This window comes from Roseomonas gilardii subsp. gilardii, from assembly GCF_023078375.1.
Classification (GTDB): domain Bacteria; phylum Pseudomonadota; class Alphaproteobacteria; order Acetobacterales; family Acetobacteraceae; genus Roseomonas; species Roseomonas gilardii.
In genome coordinates this window covers 2881886-2905096 of the sequence record NZ_CP095554.1, presented here as the reverse complement: position 1 = coordinate 2905096, position 23211 = coordinate 2881886, and the positions used below count along the sequence as shown (strand labels likewise).

The 23211-nt window shown below is 70.9% G+C and carries 17 protein-coding genes, 1 tRNA gene and 1 pseudogene; 9 read left to right on the top strand and 10 right to left on the bottom strand.

Features of this window, described 5'->3' with window-relative positions; all coding sequences use genetic code 11:
• Positions 1-14 precede the first annotated feature (14 nt).
• From MVG78_RS13225 to MVG78_RS13210, 4 genes are all read right to left on the bottom strand, one after another.
• Positions 15-1247, bottom strand: a complete 1233-nt coding sequence (locus MVG78_RS13225) for a D-alanyl-D-alanine carboxypeptidase family protein (protein ID WP_247552168.1) — start codon at positions 1245-1247, stop codon at positions 15-17.
• A gap of 121 nt (positions 1248-1368) precedes the next feature.
• On the bottom strand, positions 1369-2208 hold the full coding sequence (locus tag MVG78_RS13220) for a septal ring lytic transglycosylase RlpA family protein (protein ID WP_247552166.1): 840 nt from the start codon (positions 2206-2208) through the stop codon (positions 1369-1371).
• Between the two features lie 130 nt (positions 2209-2338).
• On the bottom strand, positions 2339-3322 hold the full coding sequence (locus MVG78_RS13215; RefSeq protein ID WP_247552164.1) for a lytic murein transglycosylase: 984 nt from the start codon (positions 3320-3322) through the stop codon (positions 2339-2341).
• Positions 3323-3443: 121 nt separating this feature from the next.
• A complete protein-coding gene (locus MVG78_RS13210; protein ID WP_247552162.1) occupies positions 3444-4532 on the bottom strand; it encodes a lipid A deacylase LpxR family protein in 1089 nt (362 codons plus the stop codon).
• A 62-nt stretch (positions 4533-4594) separates the two neighbouring features.
• On the opposite strand from MVG78_RS13210, the gene MVG78_RS13205 reads away from it, so the two are divergent.
• A tRNA-Ser gene (locus tag MVG78_RS13205) sits at positions 4595-4684 on the top strand.
• A 73-nt stretch (positions 4685-4757) separates the two neighbouring features.
• Here the strand turns inward: MVG78_RS13205 and MVG78_RS13200 are convergent.
• Positions 4758-5723, bottom strand: a complete 966-nt coding sequence (locus MVG78_RS13200; protein ID WP_247552160.1) for a D-2-hydroxyacid dehydrogenase family protein — start codon at positions 5721-5723, stop codon at positions 4758-4760.
• Between the two features lie 187 nt (positions 5724-5910).
• Between MVG78_RS13200 and MVG78_RS13195 the strand changes: the two genes are divergently transcribed.
• Entirely contained in the window at positions 5911-6579 is a 669-nt protein-coding gene (locus MVG78_RS13195; RefSeq protein WP_247552158.1) for a DsbA family oxidoreductase, read from the top strand.
• Positions 6580-6610: 31 nt separating this feature from the next.
• Here MVG78_RS13195 and MVG78_RS13190 read toward each other — a convergent pair whose 3' ends face one another.
• The 3 genes from MVG78_RS13190 to MVG78_RS13180 all read right to left on the bottom strand — a co-directional run bounded on the left by MVG78_RS13190 (position 6611) and on the right by MVG78_RS13180 (position 12019).
• Complete coding sequence (locus MVG78_RS13190) at positions 6611-8029, bottom strand: MDR family MFS transporter (RefSeq protein WP_247552156.1); 1419 nt, start codon at positions 8027-8029, stop codon at positions 6611-6613.
• A 169-nt stretch (positions 8030-8198) separates the two neighbouring features.
• The gene (gene mfd, locus MVG78_RS13185; protein ID WP_247552154.1) at positions 8199-11666 is read right to left on the bottom strand and encodes a transcription-repair coupling factor; all 3468 of its coding nucleotides are present in this window, start codon (positions 11664-11666) and stop codon (positions 8199-8201) included.
• Positions 11663-12019 (bottom strand): succinate dehydrogenase assembly factor 2, encoded by a 357-nt coding sequence (locus tag MVG78_RS13180; protein ID WP_428480655.1) that lies wholly within the window; start codon positions 12017-12019, stop codon positions 11663-11665. The genes mfd and MVG78_RS13180 overlap by 4 nt, the downstream gene beginning before the upstream one ends.
• 135 nt (positions 12020-12154) lie before the next feature.
• Between MVG78_RS13180 and recG the strand changes: the two genes are divergently transcribed.
• Positions 12155-14242, top strand: coding sequence for an ATP-dependent DNA helicase RecG (gene recG, locus MVG78_RS13175; protein ID WP_247552150.1), 2088 nt, complete (start codon positions 12155-12157; stop codon positions 14240-14242).
• A gap of 752 nt (positions 14243-14994) precedes the next feature.
• On the opposite strand, the pseudogene MVG78_RS13170 reads toward recG, so the two are convergent.
• Positions 14995-15291, bottom strand: a pseudogene (locus MVG78_RS13170) (M10 family metallopeptidase C-terminal domain-containing protein); the annotation flags it as partial.
• Between the two features lie 943 nt (positions 15292-16234).
• On the opposite strand from MVG78_RS13170, the gene MVG78_RS13165 reads away from it, so the two are divergent.
• The 6 genes from MVG78_RS13165 (at position 16235) to MVG78_RS13140 (ending at position 22158) form a co-directional block, all read left to right on the top strand.
• Positions 16235-16996, top strand: a complete 762-nt coding sequence (locus MVG78_RS13165) for an ABC transporter ATP-binding protein (RefSeq protein ID WP_247552148.1) — start codon at positions 16235-16237, stop codon at positions 16994-16996.
• Positions 16996-17727: an ABC transporter permease subunit gene (locus MVG78_RS13160; RefSeq protein ID WP_247552145.1), complete on the top strand. Its 732-nt coding sequence runs from the start codon at positions 16996-16998 to the stop codon at positions 17725-17727. Before MVG78_RS13165 ends, MVG78_RS13160 begins: the two co-directional genes overlap by 1 nt.
• Positions 17728-17732: 5 nt before the next feature.
• Positions 17733-19718, top strand: a complete 1986-nt coding sequence (locus MVG78_RS13155) for a GldG family protein (RefSeq protein ID WP_247552143.1) — start codon at positions 17733-17735, stop codon at positions 19716-19718.
• Positions 19719-19729: 11 nt separating this feature from the next.
• Complete coding sequence (locus MVG78_RS13150) at positions 19730-20797, top strand: DUF4340 domain-containing protein (protein WP_247552140.1); 1068 nt, start codon at positions 19730-19732, stop codon at positions 20795-20797.
• 13 nt (positions 20798-20810) lie between these two features.
• Positions 20811-21260 carry an NUDIX hydrolase gene (locus tag MVG78_RS13145; protein ID WP_247552137.1) on the top strand — a complete coding sequence of 150 codons (450 nt, stop codon included), beginning with the start codon at positions 20811-20813 and terminating at the stop codon, positions 21258-21260.
• 67 nt (positions 21261-21327) lie between these two features.
• The gene (locus tag MVG78_RS13140; protein WP_247552135.1) at positions 21328-22158 is read left to right on the top strand and encodes a hypothetical protein; all 831 of its coding nucleotides are present in this window, start codon (positions 21328-21330) and stop codon (positions 22156-22158) included.
• Positions 22159-22193: 35 nt separating this feature from the next.
• On the opposite strand, the gene msrP is transcribed toward MVG78_RS13140, so the two are convergent.
• Complete coding sequence (gene msrP / locus MVG78_RS13135; protein ID WP_247552133.1) at positions 22194-23162, bottom strand: protein-methionine-sulfoxide reductase catalytic subunit MsrP; 969 nt, start codon at positions 23160-23162, stop codon at positions 22194-22196.
• Positions 23163-23211 lie beyond the last annotated feature (49 nt).

Here is a 23211-nt window from a genome sequence, read left to right as displayed (position 1 = left end):
GGATGCAGGTCTGCTCAGGAGCCCGAGACCCAGCGCCCGATCACCGCCGGGATGCGGGCCACGAGCCCCATTTTCCCGATATCGGCGCCGGCGATCAGCGGCAGGCTCATCTCCGGCACGCCCTGGCCAGAGACATGGATCTTGCCCACCTCCTGCCCCTTGGCCACCGGGGCCTGCAACGGCGCGCTGTAGCTGACCTTGACCTCCAGGTTCTTCCGCCAGCCGCGCGGCAGGGTGAGGACGAGGTCGCGCCCGCCGACCAGCGGCACGGTCGGCCGGTCGCCCAGATAGACAGGCGCTTCCTCCACCGTCTCGGCGGCACGGAACAGGGTGACGTTGTCGAACTCGCGGAAGCCCCATTCGAGCAGCCGCTCGCCCTCCTCGCCCCGCGCCCGCATGGTGTTCAGGCCGTTCACCACCAGCAGCAGGCGCCGGTCGCCGCGCTTCACCGTGCCGACGAGGCCATAGCCGCCATCCTCGGTATGCCCGGTCTTCAGCCCGTCGGCCCCGGCCATGCGGGCCAGCAGCGGGTTGCGGTTCTCCTGGGTGATGTTGTTCCAGCGGAAGGAGCGCTCGTTGTAGTATTGCGCCTCCTGCGGGAAATCCTGCAACAGCTTGCGGGAGACGATGGTGAGGTCGCGGGCCGTCATGTAGTGGTTCGGGTCGGGCCAGCCGGAGGAGTTGCGGAAGTTGGTGCCCCGGAGGCCGAACTTCTTGCCGTAGTCGTTCATCAGCTCGGCGAACTGGTCCTCGCTGCCCGAGATGGCCTCGGCGAAGACGACGCAGGCATCGTTGCCCGACTGGACGATAACGCCCTGGATCAGGTCCTTCACCGCAACCTGGGAGCCGAGGGCGACGAACATCTTGGAGCCGCCCATGCGCCAGGCGCGCTCGCTGACCGGCAGCTCCTGGTCCATGCGCAGGCGGCCCTGCCGGATCATGTCGAAGACGATGTACATCGTCATCAGCTTGGTCATGGAGGACGGCGTCATCCGCTCGTCGGCGTTCTTCTCCAGCAGCACCGCGCCGGTGTTGACGTCGATCAGGATGGCCTGCCGCGCCTGCGTGTCCACCGGCCCGAGCGGCGTCGAGGCGGGGTCGGAGGGCGGCAGCGGGGCCGCCGGCTTCCTCGCGGCGGCATGGGGGGCGGCCCGGCGCTGCGCCAGGGCCTCGCCCGTCCATCCCACGAGGCCGGCCCCGGCCCCCACCGCAGCCACAGCCCCCAGCAATTCACGGCGCTTCGCCATGTCGAGAAATTCCCCTACCTGTCCGGCATCCCCGGGCTTCCCCCCACGAGTTCCCTCGGGACGAGTTCCCCCAACTGGCCCCCTGGCCAGCCCCCGGAGCCGGAAATCCATCCTGCCACAATCAATCGACCAGAATGCGCGCTTCCGATACGCCCGTGCGCAGCACCTGCTCAAGAGCCTGGTCCGCGGAAGCCGCATCCGGGAAGGGCCCCAGCCGCACCCGCCATTCCGGGCGCCGGCCCGGGCCGAAGGGCTCGGCCCGTGCGCCGGGCACACGGGCCGCGAGCCGGCGGGCCGCGTCGGCGCCCGTGAAGCTGCCGAGCTGGATCAGCAGGCGGCCGGGCGTGGCCGGCCCCTGGCTCACGCGCTCCGGCAGCCGTTCCGGCGGTGGGGTGCGATCCGGCTCCGGCATGGCGGCGGTCCCGGGAGCGGGCCCAGGAATGGCCTGCCCCGGCCTGCCCCCATGGGCGCCGGGTGGCGGATCGAGGCTTTCACGCTGCACGGTCCCGGCCGCTGCGGTGGCGATCTCCAGCGCGGGCATCTCGCCCGGTGCGCGGGGGAGCGAGGCGGCCAGGGCGCGGGAGGGGTCCGCCTCCACCGCGATCCGGACCTGGGCCGGACGGCCTGGGGCGATGCCGAGCAGTTCCGCAGCGCGCGGGGACAGGCCGATCACCCGCCCCGGATCCTGCGGCCCGCGATCATTGACCCGCACTGAAAGGCTGCGGCCGTTCTCCAGATTGGTCACGCGCAGGATGGTGGGGAGTTGCAGCGTGCGGTGCTGCGCGGTCAGCAACACCGGATCATAGGTTTCCCCATCCGTGGTGCGCCGCCCGCCGCGCGCATCCGGCAGCACGGTCGCCAGCCCGGTCTCGACCAGCCCGTAATCCTCGCGTGGATAGGACCAGAGGCCGCCCATGCTGTAGGGCTGGCCGATCGTATAGACGGCGGGTGTCGGCGCCACCGGAGGCTGGCGCGGGCCGCAGGAGGACAGGGCCAGGCCCGCCAGGAACAGGCCCGCCAGGAACGGCCTGGTCTGGGCGGTCCCGGCGCCGGGGGGCGGGAGGCCCGGCCCCTCGCGGCGGAGGGGTGGATCACGCCACGCGATCCGACAGCATCCCCACCGCCAGCGCATAGAAGTCGGAGGGGTTGTAGCGGCGGATGGCGTTGAAATTCCGGTACACCATGAAGGCCTGCCCGTCGTCGCCGGGCACCACGATCGCGGCATCCTGGTCGAAATTCGGCAGGGCCGAGCCATCGGCCTTGCGCACCCCGAGGCGCGCCCATTCGCCCAGCGGCTTGCGGTTGTCCCGGCCCAGGTCGCCCCGCTTCAGCCCGGCTGGCAGGACCACCTCCCGCCCCCAGAGCACGCCGCCCTCCCAGCCGCTCTTGGCCAGGTAGTTGGCGATGGAGCCCAGCGCATCGGCGCGGTCGTCCCAGATGTCCTTGCGGCCGTCGCCGTCGAAATCCACCGCCAGCCGGTTGAAGCTGCTGGGCATGAACTGCGGCTGTCCCATGGCGCCGGCATAGGAGCCGCGCATGCGGTCCACGCTGACATGGCCGGCATCCAGGATCTTCAGCGCGGCGATCAGCTCGCCCCGGAAGAACTTCGCCCGGCGCCCTTCCCAGGCCAGGGTGGCTAGGGCCTCCACCGTGTTGAAGTTGCCGGTATAGGCGCCGTAGTTGGTTTCCAGCCCCCAGATCGCCACCACCACCCGGGCGCTGACGTTGAAGCGGCGCTCGATGTCCTGCAGCAGCGCCAGATTCTCGGCCACCATCTGGCGGCCCCGGTCGATGCGCGTCTGGCTCAGCCGCCCGTCGCGGTACTGGGCCCAGGTCATGGTGAATTCCGGCTGCTTGCGGTCCAGCTCGATGACCTTGTCATTGGGCCGGAGGCCGTTGAGCGCCCGGTTCAGGGTCGCGTCCGAAACCCCGCTGCGGCGCGCCTCGGCGCGCAGCCCCTGCAGGAAGGAGGCGAAGCTTTCCTCCTGCGCCTGTGCCCGGAACGGGGCCAGGGAGGAAGCGGAGGCCCCGGCGGCAGCCAGGGCGGAAAGGAGAGCGCGTCGTGTGGCCGGCATGGGCGCAGAGGTGGCACGCGGCGCCGATTCCGGCAACGGATCGCGTGCCCCTCGCAAGTAACCTTTCCGGGGTGTTGCCCGCTTTCCCTGATGTGCTGCCGGAAGTGTACGGGGCGGCCGTTCAGAACCGTACGGAGAAGTTGAGCGAGCCGAAGGACTGCGTGCCGCGCTGGCCGTAGAACTCCTCGGAGCGCAGGATCTGCGTATAGGCGATGCGCATGTCGCGCCACAGCACGGCGAAGCCGGCCTGCAGATCGCCCACCAGCCAGCGCCGGTCCACGCTGCGGCTGTCGCGCCAGGTGTTGCCGTCCAGCGTGATGTCCCGCCCCACGACGCGCCCGTCCACGCCGCCAAAGACATACCAGCCGAATTCCCGTGTCGGCTCGACCCAGCCGGAGCCGGCCAGGGCCGGGCGGATGCGCGCCGGCCCCCAGTCCGACTTCAGGCCCTTGCCCAGGCGGAAGGTGCCGCCCACTGCGCCATAGATGTTGCCGTTGCCCAGGGACAGCGTGGTGGCTGGGATGATCTCCGTCTCAAGCCCTTGCCAACCGCCCATGGAGATCCGCCAGCGCCGCTCCGTCAGCAGGTCGATCACCGGCTCGTCCTTGATCTGGTAGTCCCAGCCCTTGGCGGTCTTGACCCCGATCAGCCGGTGCCAGTTGTTCTGCACCTGCTCCCCCAGCGCCCCCGGCCCCACCAGCCCGGCCTGGATCTCGAAGATGGTCTGCCGGGTGGGCGTGGCGTGGCTGAGGCTGAGCGCGCCATAGAGATGGCCGGCATAGGGACGGTCCGTCGGGTCCGGGTTCCGGAGCTCCTTGTCCTCCGGCGTGAAGATGTTGTGCCCGAAGGACCAGCCCCAGCGAAGCGGCCCTGGCCCCAGCAGCCAGCCCATGCCGCGGTCGATCCAGGCCAGCGATTCGGGCATCACGGTGGCCGGGGAACGCCAGGTCAGCAGCAGCCCGTTGGTGTAGTAGCGGTCGGAATTCCCGCCGAAGAGGTCGTTCTCCACCGTCAGGCCCCAGGTGCCGGACCGGTCCGGCGTGGCCTCCGCCAGTGGCGTGATCGGCGGCGTGACCGAGGACGCGGCCGTGGGTTCGAGCGCCTGGGCGGGCGCCGGAGCGGCCAGCGAGAGCGTACCCGCCAGCACACAGGGGAGGATCGCGGCCAGGCCGGAACGAGGAATGGCGCGAGCGCGCGGCAGGGAGTTCATCGCCCCGGCTTGCCTTGTGGAGCGCGCCGGAGCAAGGAGGGGCCTCGCCCGGAACGCGGACAGGATGGGTGGCCGAGCGGTCTAAGGCAGCGGTCTTGAAAACCGCCGTGGGTGCAAGCCCACCGTGGGTTCGAATCCCACCCCATCCGCCAATTCCCCCGCAGATTCCCTGGCCTTCATTCCGGGATACGCCAGCCCTCCCCATCGCGGAAGCCCCGCCGCCGCCTAACCCGCCGCGATCCGCCGGATGGGGCTACCGGCCAGGAAGGCCTCGACCGCCTCCACCGCCCCCGTGAAATAGGCGCGGTAGTTCTGGTCGGTCACGTAGCCGAGATGCGGCGTCAGCAGCGTGTTGGGGCAGGACAGCAGCGGATGGTCCGCCGGCAGCGGCTCGGTGTCATAGACATCCAGCCCCGCGCCGGCGATCCGGCCGGAACGGAGAGCCTCGACCAGCGCCGTCTGCTCCACCAGCGGGCCGCGGCTCGTGTTCACCAGGAGGGCACTGGGCTTCATCGCACCGAGCTCGGCAGCCCCGACCAGGCCGCGTGTCCGCTCCGACAGCACCATGTGAATCGAGACCACATCCGCCTCCGCGAAGAGCCGGTGCCTCTCCACCAGGGTGGCGCCGGCGGCCTCGGCCCTTTCCCGGGTGAGGTTCGGGCTCCAGGCGATGATCGTCATGCCGAAGGCCCGCGCCACCCCGGCGACCCGGCTGCCGAGATGGCCCAGGCCCAGCACCCCCAGGGTCAGCCCTTCCAAGCCCTGGCCGATGCCCGTCTGCCAGCGCCCTTCGCGCAGCGCCTGCTGCTGCCCGGGAATGTCGCGCAGGAGGCCGATGATCAGCCCCCATGTCAGGTCCAGGGTCGGCGCCCCGACCGAAGGCGTGCCGCAGAAGGTGATCCCCAGCTCCTCGCAGGCCGCGGCATCGACGGAGCGGTTGCGGCCGCCCGCCGTGATCAGCAGCCGCAGCCCCGGCAGGCGCTGGAGCAGGGAACGGGGAAAAGGCGTGCGCTCCCGGATCAGCATGATCGCGTCGAAATCCCGCAGCCGGGCGGCCAGGGCGTCCTCCTCGGTCAACCCGTCCCGGAAGATGGTGAGCGCCACCCTGTCCCCGAGGCGTTCCCAGGGGCCCCGGCTCGCCGCCGCATCCTGGTAGTCATCCAGCACCGCAAGCCGCATCGCTTCCGCCATGATTCTCCGCCTTCCCGCCCGGCCCAGCCTCCGGATGGGCCGGGGTCTCAGGGTCGGGCGGCCCGCCGGGCTTGTCCAGCCAGTGCGCGGCCGGCGGAAGATGCCCCGCGACACTCATGTCACAGGCTGGTCACACACTGCCGCGGAACGGTTTCCCCTAGGGTTGAGAGCTCCTATATTCGGCGCTGTGAACATCCTTTCGCCACCACGCGCGCGCCTCAGCATCGAAGTCGTCTTCGATCTCGTCTGTCCCTGGTGCTTTCTGGGCATACGCCGCCTGCGTCGGGCCCTGCGCGCGCGGCCTGACGTGCTGGCCGACATGATCTGGCGCCCCTTCCTCCTCAACCCGGATGTCGGCGTCGGGGGGATGCAGCGCTCGGACTACATCGCGCGGCGCTTCGGCGGAGAGGATCGCACCCGGCGGCTGCATGCCACGCTGACGGAACTGGGCAAGGCGGAGGACATCGTCTTCCGCTTCGACCTGCTGCACCGCTCGGTCTCCTCGCTGGATGCGCACCGGCTGGTGCGGCAGGCGGCGCGGATCGGCCGGGCGGATGAGGCGGTGGACCGGCTTTTCACCGGCTACTTCACCCAGGGGCTCGATATCGGCCGGCAGGAGGTGCTCCTGCCCCTCGGCGTGTCGCTCGGGCTGGAACAGGCCGCGCTGCACCGCTTCCTGTCCAGCAATGCCGAGGTGGAGGACGTACATGCGGAGAACCTCCGCGCCCATCGCCTCGGCATCAACGGCGTTCCCTGCTTCGTGGTGAGCGGCCGCCATGCCATCGCCGGGGCGCAGGAGCCGGAGGTGCTGGAGCGGCTGCTGGACATCGCCATCACCGAGGGCGAGTTCGCCTGAACGGCCCGCCGTAAGATCAGCCCGTCAGATCTCAGCCGGTCCTGGCACCGCCCGGCCGGTGGCCGCTGACCAGGCGGGCCGCGTCATGCGGCAGCCGGAGCACATCGGCCAGGCTCAACAGGGCCAGCGCTGCGACCACCAGGAAGGCCAGGCGGAAATCCCCCAGGCCCGGAGCCCCGGCCTCCCCATGCAGCGACTGGCCCAGCCGCAGCACCACCGCGCCAAGGGCGATCCCGAGGCCGAGCGCCATCTGCTGCAGGGTGCTGAACAACGTGTTGGCGCCGCTCATCCCCCCGGGCGGCACATCGGCGAAGGCCAGGGTGTTCAGCGCGGTGAACTGCATGGAGCGCGCCAGGCCGCTGACGAAAAGCAAACCCAGGATCAGCGGCACCGGCGTCTGCGGTGTCAGGAAGGCACAGGCCAGGATCGTCGCGGCCGACAGCAGCCCATTGCCCAGCAGCGTGCCACGGAAGCCGAGGCGCCGCAGCACGGGGGTGGTCAGCGGCTTCATCATCAGGTTGCCGGCGAAGACCGCCAGCACCATCAGCCCGGAATGGAAGGCATCCAGCCCGAAGGCCAACTGGAACATCAGCGGCAGCAGGAAGGGCACGGCGCTGATCGCCACGCGGAACAGGGAGCCACCCGCCAGCGTCACGCGATAGGTCCGCACGCGCAGCGCCGAGAGGTCCAGCATCGGCGCCGGCACCTGCCGCGCATGCCGGACCGCCGCGGCGGCCAGAATCAGGCTGCCCAGCAGCAGCCCGCCACCGGCCCAGGCCCTGTTCCCCGGCTGCCCGGCCAGTTCCAGCCCGTACATGAAGCCGAAGCAGGCCCCGCCGGTCAGCAGGAAGCCGATGCCATCGAAGCGGCGCCGTTCCCCGGAATGGTCGTTCGGCACGATCCGCAGCGCCATGACCAGCGCCACCGCGCCCAGCGGCAGGTTCAGCAGGAAGATCCACGGCCAGTCCGCATAGGTGGTGATGAAGCCGCCCAGCGGCGGCCCCAGCACCGGCGCCGCCAGACCGGGCCAGGTGATGGTCGCGATGCGCTTCACGAGGTCCTTCTTCTCCGTGTTGCGCAGCACGGCGAGGCGCCCGACCGGCACCATCATCGCCCCGCCCAGCCCTTGAAGGACGCGGGCGGCAGTGAAGGTGAGCACGCTGTCGCTGACGGCGCACAGCATCGAGGCCAGGGTGAAGACGGCGATGGCCCAGGACAGCACCGTCCGCGCCCCGAAGCGGTCGGCGAGCCAGCCGCTGGCCGGGATGAAGACGGCGAGCGTCAGCAGATAGGCCGACATGCCGATATTGAGGTCCACCGCCTCGACCCCGAAGGATTCCGCGATCCGGGGCAGCGCCGTGGCGATGATCGTGCCGTCCAGGTTCTCCATGAAGAAGGTGCCCGCGACCAGCAGGGCCACCAGGACGGAACGGTTCCGGTCACGAGTCATGCGCGGGGGCTTTCGCGGCTCGGCGGCCTTTCCGGGGCGGCCAGGGACCACCGGGTGAAGCCGGCAAAAAGGGGTCGCGCATCAAACCATGCCGGGATGGCCCTGGCACCCCCGCCGCGCCGCCCCAGACATACGCATGCGAACCACGGGGGATGGGTGAGGCCCCCTCTCAGGCGGGCCTGACCTCCTCCAGCACGCGGACCAGGGCGCCCAGGATGGTCCTGGCGGCCTTCACACGGGCCGGCAGGTCCATCTCCCGCACCAGGGCCAGCTTGTGGTCCGGCCGCAGCTTCACGGCACCCTTCTGCGAGGCGACCCAGTTCACCAGCCCGGCCGGGTTGTCGAAGCGGTTCCTGCGGAAGGCCAGGACCACGCCCTTGGGCCCGGCATCCAGCTTCTCCACCCCGGCCTCCCGGCAGAGGCGCTTGATGGACACGACCTGGAGCAGGTTCTCCACCTCCGGCGGCAGCGGCCCGAAGCGGTCCACCAGTTCCGCCGCCATCGCCTCGACCTCCGCCTCGGAGGCCAGGGTGCCGATGCGGCGGTAAAGACCCAGCCGGACCGGCAGGTCATGCACATAGGCGTCGGGGATCAGCACCGGCAGGCCGAGATTGATGTTCGGCGTCCAGTCGGTGTCCTCCTCCCCGTCCCGCCGCCGCTTGCCCTTGGCGCGGTTGCGGACATCCTGTACCGCATCCTCCAGCATCTGCTGGTAGAGCTCGATGCCGACCTCGCGGATCTGGCCCGACTGCTCCTGCCCCAGCAGGTTGCCCGCGCCGCGGATGTCGAGGTCGTGACTCGCCAGGGTGAAGCCAGCGCCGAGATTGTCCAGCGTCTGCATCACCTCCAGCCGCTTCTGCGAGGCGGGGGAGAGCCGGTGCGCCGGCGGCCAGGTGAGATAGGCATAGCCCCGGTGCTTGCCGCGCCCGACCCGGCCACGGAGCTGGTAGAGCTGGGCCAGCCCGAACATGTCGGCGCGGTGGACGATCAGCGTGTTCACCGCCGGCATGTCCAGCCCGCTTTCCACGATGTTGGTGGCCAGCAGGATGTCGTGCTTGCCGTCGCCGAACTCGGTCATCACCCGTTCCAGCTCGGTGGCGGAAAGCCGGCCATGCGCCTCGATCAGACGCGCCTCGGGCACGATCTCGCGCAGCCGCTCGGCCATCTTCGGCAGGTCCTCCAGCCGGGGGCAGACGCAGAAGACCTGCCCGCCGCGGAAGCGCTCGCGCTGGATGGCCTCGCGGATCACCACGCTGTCGAAAGGGGCGATGAAGGTCCTCACCGCCAACCGGTCCACCGGCGGCGTGGCGATCACGCTCATCTCCCGCACGCCCGAGAGCGCGAGCTGCAGCGTGCGCGGGATCGGCGTAGCGGTCAGGGTCAGCATGTGGACATCGGTCTTGAGCGCCTTCAGACGCTCCTTGTGGGCGACGCCGAAATGCTGCTCCTCGTCCACGATGACCAGGCCGAGATCGGCGAATTCCACCCCCTTGGCGAGCAGCGCATGGGTGCCGATCACGATGTTGACCGAGCCGTCCTTCAGCCCGGCCCGGGTCTGCGCCGCCTCCTTCGCGGTGGCCAGGCGCGAGAGCTGCGCCACCTTCACCGGCAGCCCCTCGAAGCGCCGGGCGAAGGTGCGGAAATGCTGCCGCGCCAGCAGGGTCGTCGGCACCACCACCGCGACCTGCGCGCCGGTCATCGCCACCAGGAAGGCCGCGCGCAGCGCCACCTCGGTCTTGCCGAAGCCGACATCGCCGCAGATGAGGCGGTCCATGGGCCGGCCGGAGGCGAGGTCCTCCACCACATCGGCGATGGCGCGCTGCTGGTCCTCCGTCTCGGCGAAGGGGAAGCGGGCACAGAACTCGTCCCAGGCCCCCTCGGGCGGCACGGCCGCCCTGCCCTCCTGCACCTGCCGCTCGGCGGCGGTGCGGATCAGCTCGGCCGCCATGTCGCGGATGCGCTGCTTCGCCTTGGCCTTGCGGTTCTGCCAGGAGGCGCCGCCCAGCTTATCCAGCGCCACCCCGGCCGTCTCGGAGCCGAAGCGGGTCAGGACCTCGATATTCTCGACCGGCAGGAAGAGACGGTCATTGCCGTCATAGATCAGCCGCAGGCAGTCATGCGGCGCGCCGTTGACCTCGATGGTTTCCAGCCCGTCATAACGGCCGATGCCATGGTCCGCATGGACCACCAGGTCGCCCTCGGCGATCTCGGTGGCGTCGGCGATGAACTGGTCGGCCCGCTTGCGGCGGCGGGGCGGTCGGGCGATGCGCTCGCCCAGCAGGTCCTGCTCGCCGGTCAGCGCGATCCCGTCAGCGGTGAAGCCGCGCTCCACCCCCAGCACGGCCAGCGCCACCACCCCCTTGGGCAGGCGCTGCGCCGAGGGCCAGTTGCCGGTCGTCTCGGCCACCACGCCATTCTCGCGCAGCAGGTTCGCCAGCCGCTCCCGCGAGCCGCGGGTCCAGGCGGCGAGCACGGCGCGGCGCCCCTGCGCCGCCATGGCCTCGGCATGTTCCCTGTACGCGGCGAAGACATTGCCACCGGAGGTCCGGACATCGCTGAACAGCCGGCCCGGCCGGCCGCCGGCATCGGGGCCATCCTCGGCGGAGAAGGGCGAGAAATGCGCCAGCGTGCCCTTCGAGAGCATGCGGTTCCAGCCGGCGCGGTCCAGGTAGAGCTTGCGCGGCGGTGCCGGGCGGTAGGGCTGCTCGCCCTCCCGCGGCGGCAGGCGGCGGGCCTCGTAATGGTCCTGGATCATCTCCAGCCGGGCGTCGAGGACATCCTCGGCCTGGTGGTCGAGGCTCACCTGCGGCTCCGGAGGCAGGTAGTCCAGGAGCGTGGCCATGCTCTCGTGGAACAGGCCCGCCCAGTGCTCCATGCCCGGATGGCGGCGCCCGGCGGAGACCGAGACGTAGAGCGGGTCCTCGGTCGCGGCCATGCCGAACAGGTCGAGATATTCCGCCCGGAAATGCGCGATGGAGTCCGGGTCGAGGAAGACCTCGCCCACCGGGCGGATCCAGAGCTCTGTCAGCGCCTCGGCGGAACGCTGCGTTTCCGGGTCGAAGCGGCGCAGCCCCTCGATCTCGTCACCGAAGAGGTCCAGCCGCACCGGGCCGGGCTCGCCCGCCGGGTAGAGGTCCACGATCCCGCCGCGTACAGCATACTCGCCCGGCTCCATGACCGTGCCGGTGCGGCCATAGCCATTGGCCTCCAGGAAGCCGGTCAGCTTCTCCGGCTCGACCCGCCCGCCCTTCTTCAGTTGCAGGGTGGCGCCCTCGAAGGACTCGCGCGGCGGCACCCTCTGCACCAGGGCATTGACGGTGGTGAGCAGGATGCGCGGCCGGTCCCCGGGCTCCAGCAGCCGCGCCAGGGTCGCCACGCGCTCGGCCACGATCTCCGGGTTGGGCGAGACGCGGTCATAGGGCAGGCAGTCCCAGGCCGGGAAGCGCAGCACCTCGACATCCGGCGCGAAGAAGCCCAGCGCCTCGGCCATCCGCATCATCCGCGCGTCGTCGCGGCAGGCATGGAGGATGGGGCGGTCGCTTTCGGCCCGCTGACGGGCGAGCAGCAGCGCATCGAAACCTTCCGGCGCCCCATGGACGGTGGCGCCGACGACCTGCCGCTCCGCCGTCACGCTCAAGAGGCAACCCCCTCCCCGTCCCCCGCGCGGCCCAGCCCGCCGCGCATCTCGGCGGTCATGCCGGCGCCGCTGGCGGTGCATTCCCGGGCCATGCGCTCCAGCATCGGGGTGCGGACCTCCTCGGGGATGGGGCGGCGGCCGCTGAGCCAGTCCTGCATGTCCACATCCAGATGCTCCAGCACCGCCTCCAGATCATCGAGCTCCGCCTCGCTGAAGCCGGCGATGTTGCGGGCGACGAAATGCCCGACCATCAGGTCGGTCTCCTTGGTGCCCCGGTGCCAGGCGCGGAAGAGCAGCCGCTTGCGGCGCGGGTCGAGTTCCTGTGGGGGCGGCGCGTCGGGGCTGTCGGACATCGGGGGCATACCGGTTGGATGGGGGTGCCGTGCCCGGCCGGGACGGGACCCCCTGGAACACAGCGGGTGAACGGCGCGGGCGGCCAAGGGTTCGCCCTTCGTTCGATCACTGCCATATAGAGGCCGACTCCCGCCATGTCAGCCCAGCCCCCCCACGAGCCCCCGCCCCCTCTGCTCGCCCCCCTCGACACGCTGCCCGCAGCCCAGGCCAAGGCGCCCCGCCTCGCCGAGGCGATAGGCGGATCACGGCTGATCGACCTGCTCTTCCACCTGCCGGAGCGCTATGTGGACCGGCGGCGCGTGACCTCGCTGGCCGAGGCGAATGACGGCGACGTGGCGACGCTGACCATCCATGTGACCGCCATCTCGCCCCCCGGCAGCCCGTCCCGCCCCTGGGTGCTGCGGGCGCGCTGCGAGGATTCGGTGCTGGAGATCGCCTGGTTCATCCGGGCGCGCTGGGTCGGCCCCTGGCTGCACCGGACCTTCCCCGAGGATTCCGTCCGCACCGTCTCGGGCCGGGTCCGCCGCTATGGCCACCGTTGGCAGATGGAGCCGCCGGACTTCGTCAGCCCCCCCGACGAGATCCCCGCCCTGCAGCCGATCTGGCCATTGGTGAAGGGCCTCGCCGCCAGGGATGTGGCGAAGGCCATGGATGCCGCCCTGCCGCTGCTGGCGGAGGTGCGGGACTGGGCCGACCCCGCGATCCTGAAGCGCCGCCGCTGGCCGGATTTCGCCGGGGCAGTCCGTGCCCTCCAGGCGCCCGAACGCATCCCCGGCCCGGAACCGCTGGACCGGCTGGCCTATGACGAACTCCTGGCCGGGCAGATCGCCATCGGGCTGGTCCGCCGCGCCGCGCAGACCCGGCCCGGCCGGGTGCTGACGGGCGATGGCAGCCTGCGGGAGAAGGCACTGGCCGCCTTCGGCCATCCACCCACCGGCGCCCAGCGCCAGGCCATCGCCGAGATCGATGCCGACCTCGCCGCGCCCCGGCGGATGCTGCGGCTGCTCCAGGGCGATGTCGGATCGGGCAAGACGCTGGTGGCCCTGATGGCCATGCTGCGCGCCGTGGAGGCCGGCACCCAGGCCGCCATCATGGCGCCCACCGAGATCCTGGCGCGGCAGCACCTCCGCACCTTCTCCCGCCTCGCCGGGGCGGCGGGGGTGCAGGTGGCCCTCCTGGCCGGCAGCGTGAAGGGCAAGGAGCGCTCCCGCGTCCTGCTCGGCCTGGCCAGCGGCTCCATCCCCCTGGTGGTCGGCACCCATGCGCTGTTCCAGGAGAAGGTCGCCTTCCGCGACCTCGGCCTGGTCGTGGTGGACGAGCAGCACCGCTTCGGCGTGGCGCAGCGCCTCGCCCTGGCCGGCAAGGGGGAGGACACGGACATGCTGGTGATGACCGCCACCCCGATCCCGCGCACCCTGCTGCTGACCCAATGGGGGGAGATGGCGGTCTCCCGCCTCGCCGAGCGCCCGGCGGGCCGCAAGCCGATCGTGACGCGCATCATCTCCCGCGAGCGGCGGGAGGAGGTGGTGGCGGCCCTGCGCCGCGCCTTCGCGAAGGGGGACCGCGCCTATTGGGTGGTCCGCGCCGTGGAGGAAGGCGAACACCACGACAACGTCGCCGCCGAGACCACCTATGCCGCGCTGCGCGAGATCTTCGGCGAGGAGGTCCGCCTCGCCCACGGCGCCCAGGCGCTGGATGTGCGGGAGGCATCGCTGCGCGACTTCGCCTCCGGGCGGGCGAAGCTGCTGGTGGCCACCACCGTGGTCGAGGTGGGGGTGGACGTGCCCGAGGCCACGATCATGATCATCGAGCAGGCGGAGCGCTTCGGCCTCGCCGCCCTGCACCAGCTCCGCGGGCGGGTCGGGCGCGGCGAGGCGCAGTCCTACTGCCTCCTCCTGCCTTCCTCCGACCTCGTGGACGGGGAGAAGCGCCGCCTCGCCGTGCTGCGCGACACGGAGGACGGGTTCCTGATCGCCGACGCCGACCTGGAGCACCGTGGTGGCGGCGACGCCCTCGGCACGCGGCAGGCGGGGCAGATAGGGCGCCGCATGGTCGATCCGCAGCGGCACGGCAGCCTCGTCCGCATGGCGCACCAGGACGCCACGCTGCTGCTGGAGAAGGACCCCAGCCTGGACCGCACCGAGCGCGGCCGCGCCGTGGCGCGCTGGCTGATGCCCTTCTTCGGCCACGACGTGACGCTGGAGCGCCTGGCCGCCGGATAAGGGGCCGCTGGATAAGAGGCCGCCGGATAAGGGTCAGAGCAGGTCGTGCCCCCAGGCAGCCTGGTGCGCCAGGAAGGCCCAGAGGTCCCCCCGCCCATGCCCCCCGGACCTGGATCGGAGCAGGCAGGCGTCACATCCTCCGCCGAGAGGAGATAGGCGCCCGTCTCGTCGCCGAGGCCATGCACGGCGATGTCGTAGCTGCCGGACCAGCGCGCGGTGAAGGCGATCCGCGCGCCATCGCCGCAGCCATCCCCGTCGCTGCGCAGGACATTCCCGCCGGGGCCTAGAAGCTCCATCGCGCCGCCAGACAGGCCATCCTCCCCCTCTCCGCCTGCCAGCGTGAAGACATAGCGGTGGCCCCGCTCCAGCCCCACCGCGAAGACATCCACATCCCCCACCGTCCCGACATGGCCGGCCGCGGCGCCGCCGACCGCCAGTTGTCCCAACGGCAGGCCCGTGTCGCAGAGCGTGTCGCGGTAGTCGTCGGGTGGAAGCAGCAGGGAGGCGACGGCGTAGAGCAGGTCCGCGCCGAGGAAGCGCACCTGTTCCGTGTTCAGGATGTGGTCGGTGACGCCCAGGCTGGTGACGGTGAAATCCGCCGCGCTGCCGGCGAAGAGATAGTCGCCGGGCAGGCCGTCCAGCAGCAGCGTGTCCGTGCCCAGGCCGCCATCCAGCGTGTTCGCCGCCTGGTTGCCGTGCATCAGGTCGTTCCCCGGCCCGCAGATGGCATCCTCGATCAGCGCCCGCGTGTCGCCATCCGGCAGCAGCGCATTGGCGATGTTGCCGACCGCCTGATGCCCGAGGCCGAGCTGGGCGAGCTGGTCCGCCGAGGTCACCGTCCATTCACCCGGGCGCAGGTCCACGGACACGCCCTGCGTGTACGCGGAAAGGTCATAGGTGTCGTGGCCGCCACCATCCCAGACGGTCATGAAGACCCGGTTGCCGGCCGGCGCCGTCTGGGCGATCCCGTCGATGGAAAGCTGCCCGCTCGACGGGTCCCAGTGATAGACCGTGTCGCCGGCGCGGGTCGTGAAGTTGGCGCCGTACATGTGCTGCAAGGCCGCGATGTCGTAGAGCATCGGTGTCTGCGCGTAGCCTGAATACTCGTTGTAGTAGTAGATCCCATCGGCGCCTGGATAGCTCCGGTAGGTCATCACCGAATATTCCATGGAGTCGTGCGCAGGCGTCATCGCGCCGAAGACCGTGGTCTCCTGCCCATGCTTCAGGCCGAGCGCATGGCCGATCTCATGGATGAAGGTGTGGTAGGCATAGGTGCCCGGCACGGGGTAACTGTAGGTGCCGTCGTTCCGGTACCAGGTGTCGCCGCCGGTATCGGCGGTATTGGGATAGTAGCCCCAGGCCGTGGGCGTGGCCGATGTCATGGCGAAACGCAGATCCGCATGCTGCGTGGCCGTTTCGGTGAGTTCCGTGAAGGTCAGATTGGCGATACCGGAATACAGGCCGAGGATTTCCCGCACCATCGCCTGTTGCTGCGTGTTCAGGGGCAGGAAGCCCTGGCTGGGCTCGCCGCCGCCATAGGCGCTGCCATAGAAGGCCGGATCGGCCGGGAAGCTGTAGGTCAACTGGCCCGTGGCCCATTGCCGGCCGATGAACAGGGCATCCTCATCCTGGATCCCCGTGGCTGTGGTCGAGACGATTCCCGGCATTGCACGCTCCCCCTGCCGGCCCCTGCCCCTGTGCCCTCGCCGTCATGGTGCCAGGGAGGAATCAGGGGGTGGGCCATCCGGGGAGATCATGCGGCCCGGAGGTGGAATTACCGATTCGATATCGAATCAAAATTCCGTGCCGACCGCATCTGCTGGCAACCTTCCCACGCCCTTGCCCACAGCGTCGCCACGTCCCTGGCCCGGCCCCTCGCCACGCTCCCGGTAACATCGTCACAATCCGAGATCGAGCGGGGCCGCCCCGGGTCTTGCGCTCGCGACGCCGCGCACTAAACCCGGCGGCCACGGGTGGATTGAGGACGGGCCCTTGTCGAGCGATACCACTGCGCTGATCGAGATCGACCGGCTGACCAAGAGTTTCGGTGGCTTCACCGCCGTGAACGACGTCTCCTTCGATGTCGGACGAGGCGAGGTGGTGGGCTTCCTCGGCCCCAACGGCGCCGGCAAGTCCACCACCATGAAGATGCTGGCGGGCTTCGTGACGCCCACCGCCGGCACCGCCCGCATCCTGGGGGAGGATGTGGTGGACCGCCCGGTGCAGGCCAAGCGCCACCTGGGTTTCCTGCCCGAGGGCGCCCCCACCTACCCCGAGATGACCGTCACGGGCTTCCTGCGCTTCATCGCCCGGGTGCGCGGCTATTCCGGCGCCGAGGCGCGGGAGCGCGTGGCGCGGGCGATGAGCCTGACGACGCTGGAAGGCGTGCGCCTGCAGCCGATCGAGACGCTTTCCAAGGGCTTCAAGCGCCGTGTCGGCCTGGCCCAGGCGCTGCTGCACGATCCGCCGGTGCTGGTGCTGGACGAGCCGACCGACGGACTCGACCCGAACCAGAAGCGCGAGGTGCGCGACCTGCTCACCCGCATGGCGCCGGAGAAGGCCATCGTCATCTCCACCCATCTGCTGGAGGAGGTCTCGGCCATCTGCACCCGTGCCGTGGTGATCGCCCGCGGCCGCGTGGTGGCGGACGAGACCCCGGCCCAGCTCGCCGCGCGGGGGCCGGACCTCGACACCGTCTTCCGCGACCTGACCCTGACGCCCCCTGGGACGCAGCCCGAAGCCGAGGCCGCCTGATGCGCAACACCCTCGCCGTCGCCCGGCGCGAGCTGACCGGCTATTTCGCCACGCCGGTCGCCTATGTCTTCATCGTCATCTTCCTCGTGCTCTCCGGCACGCTGACCTTCACCATCGGCGGCTTCTTCGACCGCGGCGTGGCCGACCTCTCGCCCTTCTTCCAGTTCGTCCCCTGGCTCTTCCTTTTCCTCGTCCCGGCGCTGACCATGCGCCTCTGGGCAGAGGAACGGCGGCTGGGCACGATCGAGCTGCTGCTCACCCTGCCGATCGCGCAGTGGCAGGCAGTGCTGGGCAAGTTCCTGGCCGCCTGGGCCTTCTGTGCCATCGCCCTGGCCCTGACCTTCCCGCTGGTCATCACCGTCAACATCCTGGGCTCCCCCGACAATGGCGTGATCGCCACGGGCTATCTCGGCTGCCTGCTGGTGGCCGGGGCCTATCTGGCGGTGGGCGCGGCGGTCTCGGCGCTGACCAAGAACCAGGTGATCGCCTTCGTGCTCGCCGTCGCGGTCTGCTTCCTCTTCGCCGTGGCGGGCTCGCCGGTGCTGGGCGCCTTCCTCGACCGCAACATCCCCGTGCTCTCCGACATCGCACGCGGCCTCTCGGTCACGGAACGGCTGCAGGCCTTCTCGCGCGGCGTCGTCTCCGCACGCGACCTCGTCTTCTTCGCGACCTTCACCGGCTTCTGGCTCTTCGCGAATGCCGTGGCCGTGGACAACCGCAAGGCCGATTGACCCCCGTGAGCGACACGACCACCTCCCCTCGCGGCCCCCGCCCCGCCCGCAACCGCCTCTGGGTCGCGCTTGCGGCGCTGATCGCGGCGCTGGGCCTCGCCATCGGGCTGAACCTGCTTTCCGACCGGCTGCTGCCGCGCGCCCGGCTCGACCTGACGCAGCAGCACCTCTACACGCTCAGCACCGGCACCCGCAGCGTGCTGGCCGGGCTCAAGGACCCGATCACGCTGCGCCTCTTCTACTCCCGCCGCCTCGGCGCCACGGTGCCGCTCTATGGCGCCTATCACGACCGGGTCTGGGAAATGCTGCAGGAATACGTGGCGCTGTCCCACGGCAAGCTGCGGCTGGAAACCTTCGATCCGGAACCCTTCAGCGAGACCGAGGACCGCGCCGTCGCCTATGGCCTCCAGGGCGTGCCCGTGGATCAGTCCGGGGAGCAGGTCTATTTCGGCCTCGCCGGCTCCAACCTGCTCGACGACGAGCGCAACATCCCCTTCTTCCAGCCGGACCGCGAGCGCTTCCTCGAATACGACCTGACGCGGTTGGTCTATGAGCTGTCCAACCCGCAGCGGCCGGTGGTGGGCGTCATGTCCTCCCTGCCCCTGAACGGCGACCCGCGCGCGATGATGATGCGCGTGGCGGGCGGCGGGCAGCCCTATGCGATCATGAACCAGCTCCGCCAGTTCTTCACCGTGCGCGACGTGCCCACGGACGCGCAGGTGATCGACCCGGCGGTCAAGGTCCTGATCGTGGCGCAGGCGCAGAACCTCAGCGATGCCACGCTCTACGCCATCGACCAGTTCGTCATGCGCGGCGGGCGGCTGCTGGCCATGACCGACCCGCACAGCGAGAGCGAGGCGAGCCATCCGGGCCCGAACGGCCAGCCGCCGGCCGACACCTCCTCCAACCTCGACAGGCTCTACAAGACCTGGGGCATCGAGGCGCCGGAGGACAAGGTGGTGCTCGACCTGCGCGGCGCCTGGCGCGTTCGGGCCAGCCCGAACGACCGGGTGCAGGCGGTGGACTATCTCGCCTGGTTCAACCTCCAGGGCGACAGCCTGGACCGCAACGACGTGGCGACGGCCGACCTGAACCAGGTGACGGTGGCCTCCGCCGGCGAGGTGCGGAAGGCACCGGGCGCCAGCATCGACTTCACCCCGCTGCTGACCAGTTCCGACCAGTCCATGCTGGTGGACGCCACGAAGGTGCGGCGGGCGCCGGACCCCGCCGCCCTGCTCGCTGGCTTCAAGGCGGACGGGCAGCGGCATGTGATCATGGCCCGGGTGCATGGCGTGCTGCACAGCGCCTTCCCCGATGGGCCGCCCCCGCCGCCCCAGGGGGAGGAGCGGCCCGCCGGATTCCCGGCGCATCTGGCCGAGACCCAGGGGCCGGCTAATCTGGTGGTGGCCAATGACTCCGACATCCTGGAGGACCGGTTCTGGGTCCAGACCCAGGACTTCTTCGGCCAGCAGGTCGCCACGCCCTTCAGCGACAACGGCGCTCTGATGGGCAACCTGGCGGAAACGCTGGCGGGCGGCGAGGCGCTGATCTCGCTGCGCTCCCGCGGCGAATCCCTGCGCCCCTTCACGGTGGTGGAGGAGATGCAGGCCCGGGCGGAGGCCCGCTACCGCCAGACCGAGCAGGCGTTGCAGAACCGGCTCCAGGCCACGGAGCGGCGGCTGCGGGAGCTGCGCCAGGGGACGACCCAGGGAGGAACCCAGGGCGGCCCGCAGGCACCGGGCAGCGAGAGGAACGCCACCCAGGCGGTGATCACCCCCGCCCAGCGTGCCGAGATCGACAAGGCGCGCGAGGAGATCCTGGCGACGCGGCAGCAGCTCCGCGCCGTGCAACTGGAGCTGCGGCAGGATATCGAGCGGCTGCAGACCTGGCTGAAGATCCTGAACATCGCCGCCGTGCCGGTGCTGCTCACCGTCTTCGCCATCGTGCTGGCGGTGCTGCGGTCCCGCCGCCGCGCCTCGGCCCGGGTCTGAGGAGGGACAGGATGCGACGTCGAACCCTGATCGGCCTGGGCGCGGCGGCAGCCGCCTCGATCGGTGCCGCCGTGGTGCTGACCCCGCGGGAGGCCGCGACGCCCGACCCGGACGATGCGCGGCTGGCCTTCCCCGGCCTGGCGGAGCGCCTCGCCGGGGCGACGAAGATCGAGCTGCGCCGCGCCGGCACCACCATGACCCTGGCCCGGCGCGACCCGGAAACCTGGACCCTGCCGGAGAAGGACGACTACCCGGTGCGCTCCGAACGCATCCGGGAGCTCCTGGTCGGCCTGACCGAGCTGCGCCTCGTGGAGCGCCGCACCGCCAGCCCGGAACTCTTCCCCCGGCTGGGCGTGGACGATCCGGAGGACAAGGATTCCACCGCCATCCTGGTACGGGTGCTGGACGCCGCCGGCGTGCCCATCGCCCAGGTGATCGCCGGGCACCGCCGCGTGCGCACCCAGGGCGGGGTGCCGGAAAGCATCTACCTGCGCTTTCCCGGCCAGAACCAGGCCTGGCTGGCCGAGGGGCGCCTGCCGGTGGACACCGATCCGCAACTCTGGATCGACCGGGACATCGCCAACCTGCCGCGCGACCGCGTGCTGCGCGTGATCGTTTCGCGCGGGGAGGCGCCGCTGGAGCTGCGGCGGGGCGATGTGCCGGATTCGCCGCTGCGCGTCGTGGTGCCCGCCGAGGCGGCCGGGCTGGACGACAACGCGGTGAACGACGTGGCGGGGGCCTTCGAGTTCCTGACCTTCAGCGACGTGCTGCCGGAGGCGAAGCTCCAGGCCGATCCGGTGGGTGAGTCGCGCTTCACCCTCACCGACAATCTGGGCATCGCGGTCTGGGTCGGGCTGCAGGACGGGAATGTCTGGGTCCGCCTGACCGCCACGGGCGACAATGAGGCGGTGCGGCTGAACGGCCGCTGGCGCGGCTGGGCCTATCAGGTCGGCGCCTGGAAGGAGAAGGCCCTGGTGCCACGGATCGAGGATCTGCGCCGCGAGGCCCCCACCCCGCCCCCGCCGGGCCAGGCCGAGCAGCCCGGGGTGATGCCCCCCGCCCCGTCATCCATCCCGTGAGCGCCTCCCTCCTTTGAGCACCCGCGAATACCCGGACCGGCCCTGGGTCGGCATCGGCTGCGTCGTCTTCCGGGGCGAGGAGGTCCTCCTCGTCCGGCGCGGCCGCCCGCCTTTGCAGGGCAGTTGGACCATTCCCGGCGGCGCGCAGTCCGTGGGCGAGACGATGGAGGACACCGCGCGGCGGGAGCTGCGCGAGGAAGCCGGGATCGAGGTCGGCCCGCTCTCCATCGCCGTGGCGGTGGATGTCATCGACCGCGACGAGGAGGGCCGCGCCCGCTTCCACTACAGCATCCTCGATTTCTGTGCCCCCTGGCTCTCCGGCGAGCCCGTCCCCGGCGACGATGCCGCGGAGGCGCGCTTCTTCCGGCCGGAGGAACTGCCGGGCCTCGGCCTCTGGGCGGAAACCCTGCGCGCCGTCGAGACCGCCCGCGCGGTATTGCAGCGGGCGGCGGAGGCGGGCTGAGAGGCCCCCGTTCCTCCCAGCGGCCCGGTCGGTAGAATGCGCGCAAACCGATGGGGAAACCGGGCCCATGCACCGCCGCCAGTTCCTGCCTCTCGCCGGCCTCCTCCTGCCCGGCTCCGCCGCCCTCGCCGCGCCACGCCGGGAGGCGGCCCCCGCGCCGAAGCCTCTGCCGGTGCTGCCCTCGCTGGATGCCGACGGCAGGCCCAGCCTCACCCCGGAGAAGCGCGCCCTGGTGGAGAAGGTGCGGACCTCCTGGCGCGCCGCCGATGGCCGCAGCGCGGAGGAGATCGTGGCCGCGCTCGGCGGGATGGTGCGCGGCTTTCGCGCCCTGGGCTTCCGGGCGGAAACCGGATGGCCCGACCATACCGGGACGGTTGGCTTCCTTGGCGCGCCGGTGCTGGTCACGCTGGTCCTGTCGCATGACAAGGAGGTCGGCTGGCACCTGCAGCCGGACGGGCGCTTCCAGATCGGGCCGGATGTTTTCCAGCTCGGCGCCCTGGCCTATGCGGTGAACTGGCTGCAGGAGGAAGAGGACCAGGGCGGCCCCGCCGGACGCGCCCGGCTGCGGGACCCGAGGAGCCTGGATTTCCTGGAGATTGCTCCGGGCCGGCGCCTCGGCGCCCTGCTCGCCGATGGTGGCTACGGTATCCGCGACCTTTCGGTGCGGGCGGTCAGCCTGCCCCGCCCAGGCTTTACCACAGGGGGATTCACGACCGGCTTCACTCTGCGCGCCCCGGCCGGGTCCGCTGTGCAGGGCTTGCTGCGCCCTGTCTTCACCCGCCGGGCCGCCGATCTGGACACGCCGCCACAGGCCCTGGCCTGGGAGCCCGGCAATGACGATGCGCGGCAACTGGCACTGCGCCCGCCGGGCGAATGGCGTTTCACCCCGTCAGGTTGACTTGGCGGGGCGACCTGCCGGGCTAAGCGGCGGGATCAGGTGTAGAGCCGCTCGCCCTCCAGGCCCTTGTAGAGATCGGCCACGAACTCGCCATAGCCGTTGAAGATCTGCGTCGGCACGCGCTCGTTGCTGCCGAGCAGGCGCTCCGTGGCCTGGGACCAGCGCGGATGCGGCACCGCCGGGTTCACATTGGCCCAGAAGCCGTATTCGTTGCTCTGGAGCTGTTCCCAGAAAGAGACGGGGCGCTTGTCGGTGAAAGTGACCTTGACCACCGACTTGCCGGACTTGAAGCCGTATTTCCAGGGGAAGAGCACCCGGATCGGCCCGCCATTCTGCGGCGGCAGCGGCTTGCCGTACATGCCGGTGGCGACGAAGCCCATCTCGTTCTGCGCCTCGGCCAGCGTGCAGCCCTCGATATAGGGCCAGGAATACCAGATCTGCCGCAGGCCCGGCATGACGTCCGGCTGCTGCGCCGTTTCCAGGACGAGGTACTTCGCCCCGGAGCTGGGCTGGGCAAGGCGGACGAATTCGGACAGCGGGAAGCCCGTCCAGGGCACGGTCATGGCCCAGGTCTCGACACAGCGGTGCCGCAGCACGCGCTCCTCCATCCGCACCTGTTTCAGCAGGTCCTCCAGCCCGATCTCGCGCGGCTGGGCGACCATGCCCTCGAAGCGGATGCTCCAGGGGTCCATCTTCAGCTTCCGGGCGGCCGAGACGACGTCCTTGGAATCCCCGAACTCATAGTAGTTGTTGTAGGTGGTCGCATTGCGCTCCGGCGTGGTGGGCCGGCCCGGCGGGAAGCGCGGGTTCGGGGACAGGCCGCCTGGCACCGCGGCGGACTGTGCGCGGGCGGAACCCGCCCCGGACAGCGACCCCAGCACACCGAGCCCCGCGGCGATGCCGCCGCCGATCAGGCCCAGGCCCTTGCGCCGGCCGACCACCAGGGCCTCGGGCGTCGCGGCGCTCTCAGGCAGTTCCCAGCCACGGCGTGTGCGGACGAGCATCAGGGTTGTCTCCTTCGTGCCGCCTCATCTCCGTCTGCCTTCCCGGAAC